Below are 16,280 nucleotides of genomic sequence, written 5' to 3'. Positions count from 1 at the left end.
CGGCTCAGGGGGTCAGCTCGCCCTGCTCGGTGCCGTCCCAGTAGTGGACGCGCTCGGCATCCACCCGGATCAGCACGATGCCGGGCGTGTCGATGCCCTGCTCGAACCACTTGTCCAGCTCGGGCGTCCAGTGCTCGCGGAAGGCGGCCTTGTCGCGGATCAGCGTGGCCTTGCCCTCGACGGCGACGGCGAAGCGCTTCGGCCCCTGGAAGGAGAGGGTGACCTTCGGGTTGCCCTCGATGTCGCTGACGGTGCGGGCATCGCCATAGGAGAAGTAGTGGGAGTGGCCGTCATACGCGACATCGCCATTGTTGCTCATGGGGCGGCTGGCAATGGCGCCGCCCTCGGTGTGGGTGGCGAGCATGGCGATGTCGATCTGGCGCATGCGCTCGGAAAGCTCTGGCAGGGTCTTCTGGCCCATGAGGCGTGTCCTTGGTCAGTGGCGATGCGTGGACAACGCGGATTGGGGCGGGAAGCTGCGAAAATGTCTTGGAATGCCCAAGATGGGGGCATTGTTCCGCCATAAAGCACAAGTTAAGGTTGTGCATGGACGAGAGCTGGACAACCATCGACGGGCCCGACGACCTGCGTCTTGGCGAGGTGATGCCGGCATGGTTCGCCGGCCGCATGCTGGCCGACGAGTGGAAGTTCGGCCTGCTGCTATCCACCGGGCAGACCATGCTGATCAGCCGGATCGAGGCGGTGCACCTCTCGCCCGGCGGGCAGGTGCTGCTCGACGTGGAAATGCTGATGGAGACGGAGGCGGAAGGGGTGGTGGTGCCGGAGCCGGTGCTGCTGGCCCGCACCGGGCGGCCCCGCGCCACCGTGAACCTGGCGCATGTGGTGGCCGCCTTCGAGGTGGCGGGGGCGCCCGGAGAGGAAGAAGACGGCGAGGATTGAGGGCGGCGGGGCGCGCCCGCCGCGCCCGGCTCAGGCGGTGGCCAGGGCCTCGGCGATGCTCTCGAACAGCGGCAGGCCGTCGGTGCCGCCCATCAGCGGGTCCACCAGATCCTCCGGATGCGGCATCATGCCGAGGATGCGGCGGTTCTCGCTGAGGATGCCGGCGATGTTGTCGCGCGCGCCGTTGCGGTTGGCCTCGGCCGTGGCCTCGCCCCGGGCGGTGGCGTAGCGGAAGGCGACGCGGTCCTCGGCCTGGAGGCGCGCCAGGGTCTCGTCATCGCAGAAATAGTTGCCGTCGCCATGCGCCATGGGGGCGCGGAAGGTCTCGCCCTTCTGCCAGCGCGCGGTGAAGGGGCTGCGGGTGGTCTCGACGCGCAGGTGGCAGTCCATCGAGAGGAAGCGCAGCGAGGCGTTGCGCAGCAGCGCGCCCGGCAGCAGCCCGGCCTCGGTGAGGATCTGGAAGCCGTTGCAGACGCCCAGCACATGGCCGCCCTTGAGCGCGAAGTCCCGCACCGCCGGCATGATGGGCGAGCGCGCCGCCATGGCGCCGCAGCGCAGGTAGTCGCCATGGGAGAAGCCGCCGGGCAGCACCACCAGGTCGGTGCCGGCGGGCAGGCTGGTCTCCTGGTGGAACAGGATGGCGGGCTTGCGCCCCGTGGCCTTGTGCAGCGCGATGGCCATGTCGCGTTCGCGGTTGGTGCCGGGGAAGAGGAGGATGACGGCGTTCATGGCGTGACGGCCTCGGCGCGCGAAGGTGAGGGGAGGGCGCGGCTCATTGCAGCCAGACCCGGATCCAGTGCAGGCCGCCCATCAGCAGGATGGTGGCGACGGAGGCGATGGCGGCGGCGGTGATCCAGAGATCGAGCCGGGCCTTGCCGCGGGCGAGCAGGCCGGGGCGGCGGGCGCGGGCGCGGCTCTCGGCGCGGCCCTCGGCACGGACCGGGTTGAGCCGGTCCTGCCGCCAGCGCAGCCCCATGCCGATCAGCACGGTGAGCAGGGCCATCAGGAAGAGGGAGGCCTTGACCATCCGTGCGTTACTCCGGCCGCCGGGCGGGGCCGGCCCTCAGGCCAGCTCCACCCTGAAGCTCTCGATGACGGTGTTGGCCAGCAGCTTGCGGGCCATCTCCTCGGCCTGGGCCTTGGCAGCGGCGGGGTCGCTGCCCGCCAGCTCCAGCTCGATCACCTTGCCGGTGCGGACCTCGCCCACGCCCTCGAAGCCCAGCGTGCCGAGCGCGTGCTCGATGGCCTTGCCCTGCGGGTCCAGCACGCCGTTCTTGGGCATGACGGTGACGATCAGCTTCATGGTCTGCTCCGCAGCGGGGAGAGGGGCGGTCACTGCATCACCTCGGGGCCCTTGAGGTCGCGCAGCCCGGCCTCGGGCAGGATGCCGAGGCGGCGCGCCACCTCCTGGTAGCCTTCCTCGACCTTGCCCAGGTCGCGGCGGAAGCGGTCCTTGTCCATCTTCTCGCCGGTGTTGGCGTCCCACAGGCGGCAATTGTCCGGGCTGATCTCGTCGGCCAGGACGATGCGCATCTCGTCATTCTCGTAGAGGCGGCCGAACTCCAGCTTGAAGTCCACCAGCACGATGCCGACGCCGAGGAACAGGCCGCAGAGGAAGTCGTTCACCCGCAGCGTCAGCGCCACGATGTCGTCGAGGTCCTGGGTGGAGGCCCAGCCGAAGCAGGTGATGTGCTCCTCGGAGACCATCGGGTCCTGCAGGCCGTCGTTCTTGTAGTAGTACTCGACGATGGAGCGCGGCAGGCGGGTGCCTTCCTGCAGGCCGAGGCGCTTGGCCAGGCTGCCGGCGGCGACGTTGCGCACCACCACCTCGAGCGGGATGATCTCCACCTCGCGGATGAGCTGCTCGCGCATGTTCAGGCGGCGGATGAAGTGCGTCGGCACGCCGATCTCGGCCAGCCGCGTCATCAGGTATTCGCTGATGCGGTTGTTCAGCACGCCCTTGCCGGTGATGACGCCCTTCTTGGCGCCGTTGCCGGCCGTCGCGTCATCCTTGAAGTACTGCACCAGGGTGCCGGGCTCCGGCCCCTCGAACAGGACCTTCGCCTTGCCTTCATAGAGCTGCCGGCGTCGCGCCATGATCCAGAATCCCTCTCGCCGCCGAAGCGGGGGCCGGCGGTTTCTGCGGCTGGCCGTATAGCAGGGGGTGGCGCGGATCGCCACCGCCCATGGCCGCATTGCGCGCATGACGGCAAAGGGAGGCTGGAGCGGGGCGGGGCGCGCGCCCGGCCTGGCGCACCCGGGCTGTGCCCCTGGCGTGCGCCCCTGGCTTCCGTCCCTGGGGCGCCTCAGCCCTCCATCGTCACGCCGGTGAGCTTCACCATCTCCGCCCAGCGGGCGATCTCCTGGCGCTGGAACGCGCCGAAGGGGGCGGGCAGCAGCGGGTCGAGCGTGAAGCCGGCGGCCATCAGCCGCGCCTCCACCTCCGCCTCGCCCAGCGCGTCCAGCATGGCGCGGGCGATGCGCTGGATGGCGGCGTCCGGCGTGCCGGCGGGGGCGAACAGGCCGAACCAGGCATCCACCGCCAGGTAGGGCGCGCCGGCCTCGGCCGCCGTCGGCACGTCGGGGAAGTCCGCCAGCCGGGCGGGGGCGCCGATCTCCAGCGCGCGCAGCCGCCCGTCCCGCACCAGCCCCGCCACGGAGGGGAAGGTGGCGATGTAGAAATCGACGATGCCGGCCACCGTGTCGGTCGCGGCCGGCGCGGCGCCGCGGTAGGGCACGTGGGTGGCGTCCAGCTTCTCCCGCCGCACCAGCGTCTCGGCGATGACATGGCTGGCCGAGCCGGCCTGCGAGGAGGCGTAGGTCAGCCGCCCCTGCTTCCCGCGCGCGATCAGCGCGGCGAGGGTGGCGGAGGGGGAGTTGGCCGGCACCACCAGCGCGTGGTGCACGGTGGCCAGCTTGGCCACGGGGGCGAAGCTCTCGGACACATGGTAGGGCAGGCGGGCCATCATCGCCTGGTTGCTGGCATGGGTCTGGTTGTGGCCGAGCACGATGGTGTCGCCATCCGGCGCGCTGCGCGCCGCCGCCTCGGTGCCGATGATGCCGCCGGCGCCGGCGCGGTTATCCACCACCACGGGGCGCCCGAGCGCCGGCTGGGCGCGCTCGGCCAGGGCACGGGCCAGGATGTCGGTGGGGCCGCCGGGCGGGGCGGGGACGATGATGCGCAGCGGCGTGGCAGCCTGGGCGCGGGCCAGACCCGGCCGGGCGAGGCCGGTGCCGACGAGGCCGGTGGCGGCGAGGGCCGTGGCGGCGAGGCCCGAGTGCAGCCCCGAAAGCAGCAAGGTGCGGCGTTGCATGGCGGCGGTTCCCTCTCCCATGGGGCTTTGGCGTTGTCCGCTCAATCCCATGGCCGGGCGCCGCCGCCAAGGGGCGCCGCGCCGGAGGCGCGCCCCGGCCCAGCGCCCCGTTCAGGCGGCTTCCTCGGCCAGCGCCTGGTCCTTCTTGCGGCGGATGGAGGGCGAGATCATCAGCGCCAGGGCGATCGCCGCCACGGCCAGCAGCGAGGCGCTGATCGGCCGCTCGACGAAGGTCATCCAGTCTCCGCGCGAGAGCAGCATGGCGCGGCGGAGATGCTCCTCCATCATCGGGCCCAGCACGAAGCCCAGCAGCAGCGGCGCCGTCTCGCAGCCCAGCCGCGTCAGCACGTAGCCCAGCCCCGAGGCGCCGATCATCACGTAGATGTCGAACACGCTGTTGTTCAGGCTGTAGGCGCCGATGCAGCAGAACACCAGGATCGACGGGTACATGAACTTGTAGGGCACGCGCAGCAGCTGCACCCACAGCCCGACCATGGGCAGGTTGATGATGAGCAGCATCAGGTTGCCCACCCACATCGAGGCGATGAGGCCCCAGAACAGCTCCGGCTGCGCCTCGATCATGCGCGGCCCGGGCTGGATGCCCTGGATGATCAGCGCGCCCACCATCAGCGCCATCACCGAGTTCGACGGGATGCCGAGGGTGAGGAGCGGGATGAAGGCGCTCTGCGCGCCGGCGTTGTTGGCGCTCTCCGGCCCCGCCAGCCCCTCGATGGCGCCCTTGCCGAAGCGCTCCGGCCGGCGGGTGATCTTGCGCTCCAGCATGTAGGAGCCGAAGGAGGAGATGGAGGCGCCGCCGCCGGGCAGGATGCCGAGGATGGTGCCGAGCAGCGTGCCGCGCACGCTGGCGGGCGCGGCGTAGCGCCACTCCTCCTTCGTCAGCCACAGCCGGCCGCGCTTGGCCACCGTGCCCTCGCGGTTCTCCGGGTTGATCAGGTTCAGGATGATCTCGGAGACGCCGAACAGCCCCATGGCGAGCGCCACGAAGTTGATGCCGTCCGCCAGCTCCGGCACGCCGAAGGTGAAGCGCTGCTGGCCGGTCTGGATGTCGGTGCCGACGAGGCCGAGCATGACGCCCAGCACCACCATGGCCACCGCCTTGAAGACGCTGCCCTGCGCCAGCACGCAGGAGACGACGAGGCCGAGCGCCATCAGCGCGAAGTATTCCGGCGGCCCGAAGGAGAGCGCCACCGAGGTGAGCGCCGGCCCCGCCGCCGCCACCACGGCGGTGGAGACGGTGCCGGCGAAGAAGGAGCCGATCGCCGCCGCCGCCAGCGCGGCGCCGGCGCGGCCCTGCTTGGCCATCTGGTGGCCCTCGATGGCGGTGACGACGCCCGAGATCTCGCCCGGCAGGTTGAGCAGGATGGCCGTGGTGGAGCCGCCATACTGCGCGCCGTAGTAGATGCCGGCGAGCATGATGATGGCCGTCACCGGCTCCTGCCCGAAGGTCAGCGGCAGCAGCAGGGAGATGGTGGCGGTGGGGCCGAGCCCCGGCAGCACGCCGATGGCGGTGCCGATCAGCGCGCCGAGGAAGGCGAAGAACAGGTTCTGGAAGGACAGCGCGACATCGAAGCCGAGCGCCAGATTCTCCAGCATGGACAGTCATTCCCGGTGGGCGGCGCGCAGGCGGCCACGCGCCCGCCAGGGCCCGGCACGTGAAGCCGGGACGCAGGGCGGGGCGGCCGCGCGGTCGCTGCGGTGAGGTCGAGGGGAGGCAGGGGTGGGCGCGGCGCCGGGTTCAGGCGCGCGCGGCGTCACGCGGGTTGTCGGGCACCCTCGGAGGAACGGCCGGTGCCGCGCAGGGTCCAGCGGCGCACGGGCGCGCGCCCGCGCGCCCTGACGGCGCTGCGGAAGGCGTGCTGTGCCTCAGCCATGCGGGCCTGCGCGGAGGTGGGCGGGCATGTCCCGGCGACGTTTCCCTGCGGTTCTCGTTCTCGGCGGCCACCATAGGCAAGGCTTCACCGCCGGGTGAACCGCCTTTCATGTGAAGAATTCTCCACCTTTTCCGGGCCGGGAGGCAGCCCTCGCGGCCGGCGCAGCAGCCAGCCCCCCAACCCGGCGGTGGCGAGGGCGCTGGCCGCGTGCGGCAGCAGCCACGGCGTGGCGCCGCCATGCCAGAGGAACACCATCAGCATGTCGCCCAGGGGGATGACCACCGTGGCGGCCAGCACCACCCCCAGCCCCCGCCGGCTGCCCAGCCACCACAGCCCGGCGAGGTAGAGGCCGAGCGCCAGGTCGCGCAGCGCCACGGTGCGCACCCAGGCCAGCGCCTCGGCGCCCGGGGCGGGAAGGCCGAACAGCGCCGCCCCCACGCCGGGCGCGGCCAGGAAGAGCGCCCCCAGCAGCAGGAACACGCCCGCCAGGGCCAGCACCAGGGCGGCCTCCGCGCGGTGAAGCCGGTCGGGGCCGGGAGGCGGGGTCATGCGCTGCTCCGTGGAAAAGGGCTGTGAAAGAGGGGCGGTGGCGGGGGCCCTTGCCGGAACCGGCGCGGGGGGGCGCCGTTTCCTCCCTGATCCGCGGCCCGGCGCAGACCCGCCTGCGCGAGAGTGTGCTGCACGGGCGGGACCTTCGATCCGAAGCGCCGCCATGGCCGCGGCAACAGGGAGAATCCGGATGGTCAACGCAGCGAAGATCGAGCAGGGCGAGGTGCAGGACCACATGCCCGTGGTGGGCAGCGACGGCCAGGCCTTCGGCGTGGTGGACCGGGTGGAGGGCGACTACATCAAGCTCGCCCGCAACGACCCCACGGCGGGCGGGCGGCACCGCTACCTGCCGCGCAGCACGGTGGCCGGGCTGGAGGGCGGCGTCGTGCGGCTCTCCATGCCCGCCGCGCAGGCGGCCGATGCCTGCGTGGACGAGGCGGAGATGGCGCAGCGCCTGTCGCTCGACCCCGACGCCGCGGCGCAGCTCGGCCGGCCGACCGACGACGCGCCGCATGGCAGCCGCGGCCACGCCCATGGCGGGCCGAAGGGCCAGAGCCCCGGCGACATCGAGCGCCGGCGGCCGGGGGCGACCGACGCCGCGCCGGAGCGGACCACCCACAACACCATCGAGAACCAGCGCGGCCGGTAGGGCGGCGGGGCGGAGGCCGCCTTCAGGCGGCCTCCAGCTTCTCCTGCAGTTCGAGCCACTCTTCCTCCAGCGCCGCCACCTGCTTGGCGATGGCGCCCTGGCGCTGGGTGGCCCAGGCGATGTCCTCCGCCTTGAAGCGGGCATAGGTGTCCGGGTCGCCGAGCTTGCGCTCCAGCAGCGCGGCCTCCTTCTGGAGCTTCGCCATCTCGGCCTCCACCTTCGCCACGCGCTGGCGCAGGGGGGCGAGGGCCTGGCGGTTCTCGGCCCGCTCGCGCCGCTCGTCGCGCCGGGTGGCGCCGGCATCGGCGGCGCCCCCGCCGGCGGCGGCGCGGGCGGCGCGGGCGCGCTCGGCCAGGTGGGCGCGGTAGTCGTCGAGGTCGCCCTCGAAGGGCGTCACCTTGCCATCGGCCACCAGCCAGAGCCGGTCGGCCGCCAGCGTCACCATGTCCGGGTCGTGGGTGATCAGCACCACGGCGCCGCCGAAGCCGGCCAGCGCCTTCACCAGCGCGTCGCGCGCGTCGATGTCGAGGTGGTTGGTCGGCTCGTCGAGGATCAGCAGGTGCGGGGCGTCGCGCGTGCACAGCGCCAGCAGCAGCCGCGCCTTCTCGCCGCCGGAGAGGGCGCCGATCTTGGTCGTGGCGCGCTCCTCGTCCAGCCCGAAGCGGGCGAGCTGGCCGCGGCACTGCGTCTCGGTGGCCTTCGGCCCCAGCGCCTCCTGCATGTGGGAGAGGGGGGTGCCGGCAAGGTCCAGCTCCTCCGCCTGGTGCTGCGCGAAGTAGCCGACCTTGAGGCGCCGGTCGCGCTGCACCTCGCCCGCGAGCGGCGCGAGGCGCCCGGCCAGCAGCTTGGCGAGCGTGGACTTGCCGTTGCCGTTGGCGCCGAGGAGGGCCACGCGGTCCTCCTGGTCCAGCCGCAGGTTCAGCTCGCGCAGGATCGGCCGCCCGTCATAGCCAATGGCAACGCGGGAGAGGCCGAGGATCGGCGGTGCCAGCTCGGAGGGCTCGGGGAAGGCGAAGCGGGTGGGGGCGTCCTCCACCACCGTCTCGATCTCGGGCAGCTTCTCCAGCGCCTTCAGGCGGGACTGCGCCTGCCGGGCCTTGGTGGCCTTGGCGCGGAAGCGGTCCACGAAGGACTGCATGTGCGCGCGCTGCGCCGCCACCTTCTCGGCCTGGGCCGCGAGCTGCGCGGCCCGCTCGGTGCGGATGCGCACGAAATTGTCGAAGCCGCCCGGATAGAGGGTGATCTTCTGCCGGTCGAGATGGGCGATGGAATCGACGCAGCGCTGCAGCAGCCCGCGGTCGTGGCTGACGACGATGGCGGCGCCGGGGAAGCGCGCGAGCCACCCCTCCAGCCAGATGGTGGCCTCGAGGTCGAGGTGGTTGGTCGGCTCGTCGAGCAGCAGGATGTCGGGCTCGAGGAACAGCGCCTGGGCCAGCGCCACGCGCATCCGCCAGCCGCCCGAGAACTCGCCCACGGGGCGCGCCTGCGCCGCCGCGTCGAAGCCGAGGCCGGAGAGCACGATGGCGGCGCGGGAGGGGGCGCTGTCGGCGCGGATGGCGATCAGCCGCTCGTGGATCTCGGCCAGCCGCGCGCCATCGCTCTCCGTCTCCAGCGCGGCGAGCAGGGCGGCGCGCTCGGTGTCGGCGGCGAGCACCGTCTCCAGCAGGTCCTGGCTGCCGCCCGGCGCCTCCTGCGCCACATGCGTCATGCGGGCGCGGGCGGAGAGGCGGATCTCGCCGCCATCGGGCTGCAACTGGCCGGTGATGGCGCGCAGCAGCGTGGACTTGCCCGCGCCGTTGCGCCCCACCAGCCCGATCTTGCGGCCGGGGTCCACCATCAGCTCGGCATTCTCCAGCAGCGGGCGGCCGGCGATGCGGATGGTCAGGTCACGAATGGCGAGGACGGTCATGGCCGGGGTTTAGAGCATCCGGGGCCATGGGCGGAAGCGGCGTGTGGCGCCGCCGCCCGCCCCGCCGCCCTACTGCTCCAGCTTCACCCCCGTGCGCTGCACCACGTCCTTGAACTTGGCGACCTCGCGCTCCAGGAAGGCGCGGGCGTCGGCCGGGCTGTTGGCCTGGCGCCAGGGCGCCACGCCAGTCTCGATCAGCCGGTTGCGGAAGGCCTCCTCGCCCAGCGCCGCGTTGATCGCCTTGTTCAGCCGCGCCACCACGGCGGGCGGCATGTCCGGCGGGCCGAGGATGACGTTCCAGGTCTGCAGGTCGAAGCCGGGCAGGCCGCTCTCGGCCAGGGTCGGGATCTCGGGGAAGGTGGGGAAGCGCTCGGGCGCGGTCAGCGCCATCGGGCGCACCAGCCCGCCGCGGATCTGCCCCGCCGCCGAGGCCAGCACCGCCACCCCCCACTGCCCCTGGCCCTGGTGGATGGCCTGCACCTGCTGCCCGCCGCTGCGGTAGGGCACATGCACGAAGCGCGCGCCGAGCGTCAGCGCCAGCATCTCCGAGGCCAGGTGGTTGGGCGTCGCCACGCCGGAGGAGGCGTAGGTGATGCTCTCGGGCGGCGCCTCGCGCAGCGCGGCGAGCAGCGACTTCGCGTCGCGCGGCGGGAAGTCCGGGCTGGCGATGATCACCAGCGGCCCGGTGCCGAGCACGGCGAGCTGGGTGTAGTCCTTCACCGGGTCGTAGCGCGTGCCGCCCACCAGGGCGGATGGGGCGATGCCGTGCGAGCCGGATTCGACCAGCATGATGGTGTGGCCATCCGCCGGCTGGCGGCGCAGCCACTCGCTGGCGACGACGCCGGCGGCGCCGGGGCGGTTCTCCACCACCACCCGCGCCGGCTCGCCGCCGGGGCCGGCCAGGTGCACGCCGAGCCGCTCGGCCAGCAGCCGGGCGGCGATGTCGGTGGAGCCGCCGGGGGCGTAGCCGGTGGCCAGGCTGATGGCGCGGTCGGGGAAGGGGCGGTCGGCGGTCTGGGCGGAGAGGCGGGACAGCGGCGCGGACAGGGCACACAGGCCCAGCAGCGCCGCCAGCAGGGGGCGTCGCGTCATTCTTGGTTGTTCTCCCATATGCGGGGCGGCTGCATCGGCGCGCCCCTGCGTTGCAGGGAGGCAGCATAGACACCGGCCGGCGGGGCTGGCCACAGCCTCATCCGGAAATCGGCCGGACGGGGCTGCCGCCGCCGCCGCCCGGCCGCGGGGCGTCAGCCGGACTGTCCCGTCACCGGCCGGTTCTGCAGCGCCACCACGTCATGGTGGCCGTCCCAGGCGCGCTCGCTGAAGAGGACGACCCTGGCGCCCGCGACCCGCTCGGCCGCCGCGGCCATCCAGGCGGGCGAGCACAGCGAGATGCCGTACCCTTCCTGGCCGGGATAGTCCGCATAGCCGAAGCCGCGCGCCGCGTAGTCCCGCTCGATGTCGGCCCAGCGCCCGGCGCCCACGCCGTAATGGTCGAACTGCGCCGCCCGGTGCTGCACGAAGCGGCCATGCAGGCTGACCACGAGGAGGCCGAGCGGATTGAGCCAGGAGAACAGCTTCCGCATCAGGCGGAGCGAGTTCTCCTCGGACAGGTGCGTGATGACCGACCCGACCCAGATGAGGTCGTAGGTCTCCGGCGCGGACAGCCGGTCGATGTCGATGCCGGAGAGCCAGGAGCGGGTGCCGAAGGCTGCCTGGCAGAAGGCGATGTCCCGGGGGCGGATATCCGTGGTGGCGATGGCGGCCTGCGGATGGCCCGCCCGCAGCCAGCGCGTTACCCGCCCGGCGCCCGCGCCGAAATCCAGCATGGACCGCGGCCGGACGCCCGACAGGTCCAGGGCGGCGGAGATGACGTTGTAGGCCGATGCCCCGCAGCTCAGGTAGTGCTCGGCATTGCCGTGGAACATGCCATCCTCCGGCGAGAGCTCCCGCGAGACCTGGCCCAGCAACAGGGCGGCGGGGTTGCGGAGATGGAGGGCGTCGACCGCGGGCAGTTCAGGCATCGGGCGTTCCATGCAGGGGAATGGTCCTAGCTAGGCCCGGAACGTTACGGCCGTAAAGCCATCCGTCCGGCTGCCCCGCGCGAGCGTTGCGGCTGCGGCTCGTCCCGGCATCGGGCGTTCCGGGCGGGGGCGATCTGCTCTAGGGTCGGGTGCCCCGCGCCATGGCCCGGCGCGGCAGACAGGATCGCCTTTGCCCTTGCCGCCTTTCCCGCCCCCGAGCCACGCATGAGCACGAGCCTGACAGGCGTCACCGCCCCGCCCTCCGGCGGGCGGCCCGGGCGGCCGCGCCTGCGGCTGGGGCCGGGGCTGGCGGCCTCGCTGCTGCTGCACGCCGCGCTGGCCACCTGGCTGCTGTGGTCGCACACGCCGGAGCCGCTGCCCCGCCCCGCCGAGGGGGAGGGGGTGCCGGTGGTGTTCGAATCGGCGGCGGGCGAGGCCGGGCCGGCCCTGCCGCAGCCGCAGGCGCCGGTGGGCGCGCCGGAGGTGCCGGGCGGCGCCCCGGCCCCGCTGGAGCCGCCCGATGTCTCGGCCCCGCCCGGCCCCAGCCAGCCGCCGCCTCCGCCCCCGCCGCAGGCCGCGCCAGTACCCCCCGCACCGCCCCTGACCGCGCCGCCCTTGGCCGTGCCTCCGCAGCCCGAGACACCCCTGGCCACGCCGCCCTTGGCCGCGCCGCCCACGGCCGCCCCTCCGCCGCCCCCCGTGGCCGAGGCACCGCCGCCGCCCGCCCCGCCGGCCGAGGCGCCGCCCGCCCCGCCCGCCGCCCCGCCGCTGGTGGCCGAGGCGCCCCCGGTGCCGGAGGGCGAGCTGCCCGCGCCGCCGCCGCCCGCGCCCCTGCCCGACCTCTCGGCCGAGCTGGCGCCGCCCACCCCCTTCCGGCTGAGCCCGCCGCGCCTGCCGCTCGCGCCGCCGCAGCCCGAGGCGCCGCCGCGGCCGAACCCGCTGGCCGGCACGCTGAGCCTGGGGCCGCAGGCGGCGCGGCCGATCGCCCCGGCGCCGCAGGCCCGCCCCGCGCCGGGCCGCCCCGGCCAGCTCGACATGGCGATCGGGCCGGTGCCGCAGCGCTCGCTGGCGCCGGGGCAGCCGGCCTACAGCGGCAGCGCCGCGATGGCGCATGTCAGCGGCGCGCGGCCGGGGCGGAACTGGGGGCGGGCCTTCCAGGCCTGGGTGCAGTCGCGCGGCTTCTACCCGCCGCAGGCCGCCGCCGCCGGCGAGGACGGCCCCGTGGTGCTGCGCGTGACCGTGGCGCGGGACGGGCGGATCGAGGCGGTGCAGATCACCGGCCGCTCCGGCTCCCGCTGGCTGGACGCGGCGGCGCTCTCGCTGTTCCGCGACCAGGTGGGCCCCGCCTTCACGGCGGAGATGGAGGGCGACAGCACCACCCTGACCTTCACGGTGAACTACCGCATCGTCTACCGCTGAGCGCGGCGCGCCTCAGCTCCGCAGGATCACCGGCCGCTGCACCAGCTGCTCCTCCGCCGGCTCGTGCTCCAGGTAGTCCTCGACATAGAGGCGGCGCACCAGCATCAGCAGCAGCGCCGCCATCGGCGTCGCCAGCAGCATGCCGAGGAAGCCGAACATCAGCCCGAAGGCCACCAGGGCGATGATGGTGGCGGCCTCCGGCAGGTCCACGCTGCGCTTCTGCACATAAGGGGTGATCAGGTAGCTCTCGACCGACTGCACCACGAGATAGACGCCGATGACGGAGAACGCGCCGGAGAAGCCCTCGGACAGGCCGAGCAGCACCGCCGGCACCGCCGCCAGCACCGGGCCGAGGGTGGGGATGAAGGCCAGCAGCGCGGCGATGAGGCCCAGCACCAGCGCCAGCGGAATGCCGATCAGCCACAGGCCGAGGCCGGTGAGCATGCCCACCACCGCCATCGAGACCATCTGCGCGCCGAGCCAGCCGCGCAGCGTGGCGGCGGCCTCCTCGCACACCTGCCGCGCGCGCGGGCGCAGCGAGGGCGCCACCAGCGCCTCGATGCCGCGCCGGTAGAGCTTCGGGTCCAGCGCGAAGTAGAGGCCGAGGAAGGCCACCAGCACCACGTTGGCCAGGGCGCCGAAGGTGGTGTTCAGCGCCGAGAAGGCGGTGCTGCTGCCGCCCGCCGGCAGCTCCATGTTGCCGGGCTGCAGGCGCTGCAGGATCTCCTGCCCCCAGCTGTAGCGGGAGAGCATGTCGGTCAGGCGCCGGGTGGCGGCGGGCACCTGGCGCCACAACTCGTTGAGCTGCTCGGCGATCGGCTGCGCCGCCAGCATGCCGATGCCGGCGGCGAGCAGCAGCAGCAGCAGCAGGAACAGCCCCACCGCCGCGCCGTGCGGCACCGGCAGCACCCGGCGCAGCAGCCGCGCCCCCGCATGCAGGAAGACGCCGAGCAGCGCCGCTGCGAAGACCAGCAGCGGCACCTCCGGCATCATCCAGAGCAGCAGCAGCAGCGCGCCCGCCAGGATGAGCAGTGAAACGGTCTTGCGCGGCATGCCGGGCCTCCCCCAAGCGCTCCCGCCGGGGAGGCGGGCGGTTAAAGCCCGGGCGCGGCCGGGGTTGCGCCGGGGAGGAACTGCCGAGGGGCGGCGCCCATGCCCATGCCCATGCCCATGCCCATGCCGGCGCCCATGCCCGCGCCGGGCCATGGCCCCTTGCGCCGATCGGCCAGCCCGCCTATCCGGCGGCGGCAACCGCCCCCTATCCGTGAGGACATTCCCATGGCCACCGAGCGCACCCTGTCGATCATCAAGCCGGACGCCACCCGCCGCAACCTGACCGGCAAGATCAACGCCAAGTTCGAGGAGAAGGGCCTGCGCATCGTCGCGCAGAAGCGCATCCAGCTCTCCCAGGCGCAGGCCGGCGCCTTCTACGCCGAGCACAAGGCCCGCCCCTTCTACAACGACCTGGTGGCCTTCATGACCTCCGGCCCGGTGGTGGTGCAGGTCCTGGAAGGCGAGAACGCGATCGCCGCCAACCGCGAGATCATGGGCGCCACCAACCCGGCCAACGCCGCCGAGGGCACCATCCGCAAGGAGTTCGCCGAGAGCATCGAGGCGAACAGCGTGCACGGCTCCGACGGCCCCGAGGCCGCGGCCCGCGAGGTCTCCTTCTTCTTCGCCGGCACCGAGATCGTCGGCTGAAGCGGGCGCGGGGGGTTCGCTCCCCCCGCCTCCGGCCCGCCCGGCGGGCGTGACACACGCATGAAAAAAGGCGGGCCGCCGGAGCGGCCCGCCTTTTTTTTTCGCTTTCCTCCCGCCGCCGGCCACAGGACGCCGGCGGGGCGGGGCCTCAGCCCCAGAAGACGTAGAGGAAGAGCAGCAGCACGATGACGGCGCCGATGCCCCACTTGGTGGCCTTCGTGAACATGTCCCAGCCATGGGTGCGCTCGGCGAGGATGTCCTCGGACTTCACCTCGACGAAGTCGATCTCGTGATTCACCTCGGCCATGGGGTTCCCTCTGCTGCGCCAGCCTGAGCGCGCAGGAATACGGATCGCGCGCCGCATCGGCAAGAGGCTTGGCGGGGGCACGGTGCCGAGGGCGCCGCTTCCAGGAACCCTCCCCCCCTGGAGGGCGTTGCCCCCGGCAGGAGGACCAAGCCCATGCCGATCACCCTGGAAGGCTCCTGCCGCTGCGGCGCCGTGCGCTTCTCGGTCGCCAGCCACACGCCGCACCCCTACCAGCGCTGCTACTGCAGCATCTGCCGCAAGACGGCGGGGGGCGGGGGCTATGCCATCAACATCATGGGGGTGGCGGAGACGCTGCGGCACAGCGGCCGCACCGCCATCTACCACGCCGAGATCCGCGCCGATGACGGGCATTGCGAGACCAGCAGCGGCGAGCGCCATTTCTGCCCCCGCTGCGCCAGCGCGCTGTGGATGGCCGACCCCTCCTGGCCCGATCTGGTGCACCCCTTCGCCTCGGCCATCGACACCGCGCTGCCCGTGCCGCCCGCGCGCGTCCACCTGATGCTGAAGGACAAGGCCCCCTGGGTGGAGCCGCAGACCGGCCCCGGCGATGCCTGCTTCGACGCCTATCCAGAGGAATCGATCGAGCAGTGGCACCGCCGGCGCGGGCTGTGGGTGGACTGAGCCGCCCGGCTTTCAGGCGATAGGCAGGCTCAGGCGTTGGGCACCGCCTCCGTCACCACCTCGAACCGCGCCAGGGTGGCGGGGCCGAAATTGGTGGAGAGCGCCACATCCGTCGCGTCCCGGCCCGTGGCCATGAGGATGCGGCCGATGCGCGGGCGGTTGTGCCGGGCATCGAAGGTGTGCCAGCGGCCGCCCAGATAGACCTCGAACCAGGCGCTGAAATCCATCGGGTCCGGCACCGCGGGCACGCCGATGTCGCCGAGATAGCCGGTGCAGTAGCGCGCCGGGATGTTCATGCAGCGGCACAGCGTGATGGCCAGGTGCGCGAAGTCCCGGCAGACGCCGTAGCGGCCGGTGAAGCCGTCATGCGCCGAGCGCGTGGAATCCGCCTTCTGGTAGTCGAAGGTGATGTGGCCGTGCACGAAGTCGCAGATGGCCTGCACCCGCGCCCAGCCCTGCGGTGTGTGGGCGAACTGCGCCCAGGCGAAGTCGGCCAGCCGGTCCGTGTCGCAGTAGCGGCTGCCCAGCAGGTAGACCAGCGCCGCGTCCGGCAGGTCCTGGATCTCGTGCTGCGCGGCCTCGGGCGTCACCGGGTCCGGCAGGCCGCTGTCGCGGATCTCGAAGCGGGTGGAGAGGGTGGTGCGGCCGGCCGGCACCAGGATGCGCGTGCAGGCATTGCCGAAGCCGTCGATGTATTCCCGGGCCTGCACCGGGCGGTCGTAGGAGAGGGTCTGCCCGGTCAGCAGGTCGGCACGGCGCGAGGGGTGGATGTTCAGCACCAGGAGCATCGGCGTGGGCTGCGGGCACTCATAGGCCAGGGTGAAGCCTGCGCGGATCTTCATCGCGTCTCCGGGGCGCCGCGAGGGGCGCCGGGCTTGAATGTGGGCGGGGCCGTGTCCGACGGAACGCGGCCCCGGCACCGCCGGTTGCTGCGCCGCCGCAATCCCTGTGGCGGGCCGTTGCGCCGGCCCTGCTCA

Annotated in this window: 19 protein-coding genes; 5 read left to right on the top strand and 14 right to left on the bottom strand. The window is 73.2% G+C overall.

The features are described 5' to 3' along the window. Positions 1-4: 4 nt before the first annotated feature. Positions 5-421 (bottom strand): pyridoxamine 5'-phosphate oxidase family protein, encoded by a 417-nt coding sequence (locus CR165_RS21860; RefSeq protein WP_109519037.1) that lies wholly within the window; start codon positions 419-421, stop codon positions 5-7. A 125-nt stretch (positions 422-546) separates the two neighbouring features. On the opposite strand from CR165_RS21860, the gene CR165_RS21855 reads away from it, so the two are divergent. Further along, positions 547-900: a hypothetical protein gene (locus CR165_RS21855; protein WP_109519036.1), complete on the top strand. Its 354-nt coding sequence runs from the start codon at positions 547-549 to the stop codon at positions 898-900. 30 nt (positions 901-930) lie between these two features. On the opposite strand, the gene purQ is transcribed toward CR165_RS21855, so the two are convergent. The 7 genes from purQ to CR165_RS21820 all read right to left on the bottom strand — a co-directional run bounded on the left by purQ (position 931) and on the right by CR165_RS21820 (position 6,655). Continuing rightward, positions 931-1,629: a phosphoribosylformylglycinamidine synthase subunit PurQ gene (purQ, locus tag CR165_RS21850; protein WP_109519035.1), complete on the bottom strand. Its 699-nt coding sequence runs from the start codon at positions 1,627-1,629 to the stop codon at positions 931-933. Between the two features lie 43 nt (positions 1,630-1,672). Then, positions 1,673-1,927 (bottom strand): hypothetical protein, encoded by a 255-nt coding sequence (locus CR165_RS21845; protein WP_109519034.1) that lies wholly within the window; start codon positions 1,925-1,927, stop codon positions 1,673-1,675. Between the two features lie 36 nt (positions 1,928-1,963). Next, complete coding sequence (purS, locus tag CR165_RS21840; protein WP_109519033.1) at positions 1,964-2,203, bottom strand: phosphoribosylformylglycinamidine synthase subunit PurS; 240 nt, start codon at positions 2,201-2,203, stop codon at positions 1,964-1,966. 29 nt (positions 2,204-2,232) lie between these two features. Beyond that, the gene (gene purC / locus CR165_RS21835) at positions 2,233-2,997 is read right to left on the bottom strand and encodes a phosphoribosylaminoimidazolesuccinocarboxamide synthase (RefSeq protein WP_109519032.1); all 765 of its coding nucleotides are present in this window, start codon (positions 2,995-2,997) and stop codon (positions 2,233-2,235) included. A 209-nt stretch (positions 2,998-3,206) separates the two neighbouring features. After that, positions 3,207-4,214: a Bug family tripartite tricarboxylate transporter substrate binding protein gene (locus CR165_RS21830; RefSeq protein ID WP_281262124.1), complete on the bottom strand. Its 1,008-nt coding sequence runs from the start codon at positions 4,212-4,214 to the stop codon at positions 3,207-3,209. Positions 4,215-4,325: 111 nt separating this feature from the next. After that, on the bottom strand, positions 4,326-5,828 hold the full coding sequence (locus tag CR165_RS21825; protein WP_109519030.1) for a tripartite tricarboxylate transporter permease: 1,503 nt from the start codon (positions 5,826-5,828) through the stop codon (positions 4,326-4,328). Positions 5,829-6,190: 362 nt separating this feature from the next. Beyond that, the gene (locus CR165_RS21820; protein WP_181378292.1) at positions 6,191-6,655 is read right to left on the bottom strand and encodes a DUF4267 domain-containing protein; all 465 of its coding nucleotides are present in this window, start codon (positions 6,653-6,655) and stop codon (positions 6,191-6,193) included. A gap of 190 nt (positions 6,656-6,845) precedes the next feature. Here CR165_RS21820 and CR165_RS21815 point away from each other — a divergent pair, with 190 nt between their 5' ends. Then, complete coding sequence (locus CR165_RS21815) at positions 6,846-7,304, top strand: DUF2171 domain-containing protein (RefSeq protein ID WP_109519028.1); 459 nt, start codon at positions 6,846-6,848, stop codon at positions 7,302-7,304. A gap of 22 nt (positions 7,305-7,326) precedes the next feature. Here the strand turns inward: CR165_RS21815 and CR165_RS21810 are convergent, their stop codons facing one another. The 3 genes from CR165_RS21810 to CR165_RS21800 form a co-directional block, all read right to left on the bottom strand. Continuing rightward, complete coding sequence (locus tag CR165_RS21810) at positions 7,327-9,213, bottom strand: ABC-F family ATP-binding cassette domain-containing protein (RefSeq protein WP_109519027.1); 1,887 nt, start codon at positions 9,211-9,213, stop codon at positions 7,327-7,329. A 69-nt stretch (positions 9,214-9,282) separates the two neighbouring features. Then, complete coding sequence (locus CR165_RS21805) at positions 9,283-10,305, bottom strand: Bug family tripartite tricarboxylate transporter substrate binding protein (protein ID WP_181378291.1); 1,023 nt, start codon at positions 10,303-10,305, stop codon at positions 9,283-9,285. A gap of 152 nt (positions 10,306-10,457) precedes the next feature. Then, positions 10,458-11,234, bottom strand: coding sequence for a class I SAM-dependent methyltransferase (locus CR165_RS21800; protein WP_181378290.1), 777 nt, complete (start codon positions 11,232-11,234; stop codon positions 10,458-10,460). Between the two features lie 225 nt (positions 11,235-11,459). Between CR165_RS21800 and CR165_RS26065 the strand changes: the two genes are divergently transcribed. Continuing rightward, positions 11,460-12,653: an energy transducer TonB gene (locus CR165_RS26065; protein ID WP_109519024.1), complete on the top strand. Its 1,194-nt coding sequence runs from the start codon at positions 11,460-11,462 to the stop codon at positions 12,651-12,653. 12 nt (positions 12,654-12,665) lie between these two features. On the opposite strand, the gene CR165_RS21790 is transcribed toward CR165_RS26065, so the two are convergent. Beyond that, on the bottom strand, positions 12,666-13,706 hold the full coding sequence (locus CR165_RS21790; protein ID WP_109519023.1) for an AI-2E family transporter: 1,041 nt from the start codon (positions 13,704-13,706) through the stop codon (positions 12,666-12,668). A 225-nt stretch (positions 13,707-13,931) separates the two neighbouring features. Between CR165_RS21790 and ndk the strand changes: the two genes are divergently transcribed. Beyond that, on the top strand, positions 13,932-14,354 hold the full coding sequence (ndk, locus tag CR165_RS21785) for a nucleoside-diphosphate kinase (RefSeq protein ID WP_109519022.1): 423 nt from the start codon (positions 13,932-13,934) through the stop codon (positions 14,352-14,354). 148 nt (positions 14,355-14,502) lie between these two features. Here the strand turns inward: ndk and CR165_RS21780 are convergent, their stop codons facing one another. Next, complete coding sequence (locus CR165_RS21780) at positions 14,503-14,661, bottom strand: aa3-type cytochrome c oxidase subunit IV (protein WP_109519021.1); 159 nt, start codon at positions 14,659-14,661, stop codon at positions 14,503-14,505. A 153-nt stretch (positions 14,662-14,814) separates the two neighbouring features. Between CR165_RS21780 and CR165_RS21775 the strand changes: the two genes are divergently transcribed. Beyond that, a complete protein-coding gene (locus CR165_RS21775) occupies positions 14,815-15,303 on the top strand; it encodes a GFA family protein (protein WP_109519020.1) in 489 nt (162 codons plus the stop codon). Between the two features lie 29 nt (positions 15,304-15,332). On the opposite strand, the gene CR165_RS21770 is transcribed toward CR165_RS21775, so the two are convergent. Continuing rightward, the gene (locus CR165_RS21770; RefSeq protein WP_109519019.1) at positions 15,333-16,145 is read right to left on the bottom strand and encodes a transglutaminase-like domain-containing protein; all 813 of its coding nucleotides are present in this window, start codon (positions 16,143-16,145) and stop codon (positions 15,333-15,335) included. Positions 16,146-16,280 lie beyond the last annotated feature (135 nt).

The organism is Teichococcus aestuarii (assembly GCF_003116135.1).
Taxonomy (GTDB): Bacteria; Pseudomonadota; Alphaproteobacteria; order Acetobacterales; family Acetobacteraceae; genus Pseudoroseomonas; species Pseudoroseomonas aestuarii.
The sequence above is the reverse complement of the archived record's forward strand: the minus strand, read 5'-3'. Positions and strand labels throughout refer to the sequence as shown.

Coding starts and splice junctions, on each gene's coding strand:
- CR165_RS21860 (WP_109519037.1), bottom strand. CDS start 421: ATGGGCCAGAAGACCCTGCCAGAGCTTTCCGAGCGCATGCGCCAGATC.
- CR165_RS21855 (WP_109519036.1), top strand. CDS start 547: ATGGACGAGAGCTGGACAACCATCGACGGGCCCGACGACCTGCGTCTT.
- purQ (WP_109519035.1), bottom strand. CDS start 1,629: ATGAACGCCGTCATCCTCCTCTTCCCCGGCACCAACCGCGAACGCGAC.
- CR165_RS21845 (WP_109519034.1), bottom strand. CDS start 1,927: ATGGTCAAGGCCTCCCTCTTCCTGATGGCCCTGCTCACCGTGCTGATC.
- purS (WP_109519033.1), bottom strand. CDS start 2,203: ATGAAGCTGATCGTCACCGTCATGCCCAAGAACGGCGTGCTGGACCCG.
- purC (WP_109519032.1), bottom strand. CDS start 2,997: ATGGCGCGACGCCGGCAGCTCTATGAAGGCAAGGCGAAGGTCCTGTTC.
- CR165_RS21830 (WP_281262124.1), bottom strand. CDS start 4,214: ATGCAACGCCGCACCTTGCTGCTTTCGGGGCTGCACTCGGGCCTCGCC.
- CR165_RS21825 (WP_109519030.1), bottom strand. CDS start 5,828: ATGCTGGAGAATCTGGCGCTCGGCTTCGATGTCGCGCTGTCCTTCCAG.
- CR165_RS21820 (WP_181378292.1), bottom strand. CDS start 6,655: ATGACCCCGCCTCCCGGCCCCGACCGGCTTCACCGCGCGGAGGCCGCC.
- CR165_RS21815 (WP_109519028.1), top strand. CDS start 6,846: ATGGTCAACGCAGCGAAGATCGAGCAGGGCGAGGTGCAGGACCACATG.
- CR165_RS21810 (WP_109519027.1), bottom strand. CDS start 9,213: ATGACCGTCCTCGCCATTCGTGACCTGACCATCCGCATCGCCGGCCGC.
- CR165_RS21805 (WP_181378291.1), bottom strand. CDS start 10,305: ATGACGCGACGCCCCCTGCTGGCGGCGCTGCTGGGCCTGTGTGCCCTG.
- CR165_RS21800 (WP_181378290.1), bottom strand. CDS start 11,234: ATGCCTGAACTGCCCGCGGTCGACGCCCTCCATCTCCGCAACCCCGCC.
- CR165_RS26065 (WP_109519024.1), top strand. CDS start 11,460: ATGAGCACGAGCCTGACAGGCGTCACCGCCCCGCCCTCCGGCGGGCGG.
- CR165_RS21790 (WP_109519023.1), bottom strand. CDS start 13,706: ATGCCGCGCAAGACCGTTTCACTGCTCATCCTGGCGGGCGCGCTGCTG.
- ndk (WP_109519022.1), top strand. CDS start 13,932: ATGGCCACCGAGCGCACCCTGTCGATCATCAAGCCGGACGCCACCCGC.
- CR165_RS21780 (WP_109519021.1), bottom strand. CDS start 14,661: ATGGCCGAGGTGAATCACGAGATCGACTTCGTCGAGGTGAAGTCCGAG.
- CR165_RS21775 (WP_109519020.1), top strand. CDS start 14,815: ATGCCGATCACCCTGGAAGGCTCCTGCCGCTGCGGCGCCGTGCGCTTC.
- CR165_RS21770 (WP_109519019.1), bottom strand. CDS start 16,145: ATGAAGATCCGCGCAGGCTTCACCCTGGCCTATGAGTGCCCGCAGCCC.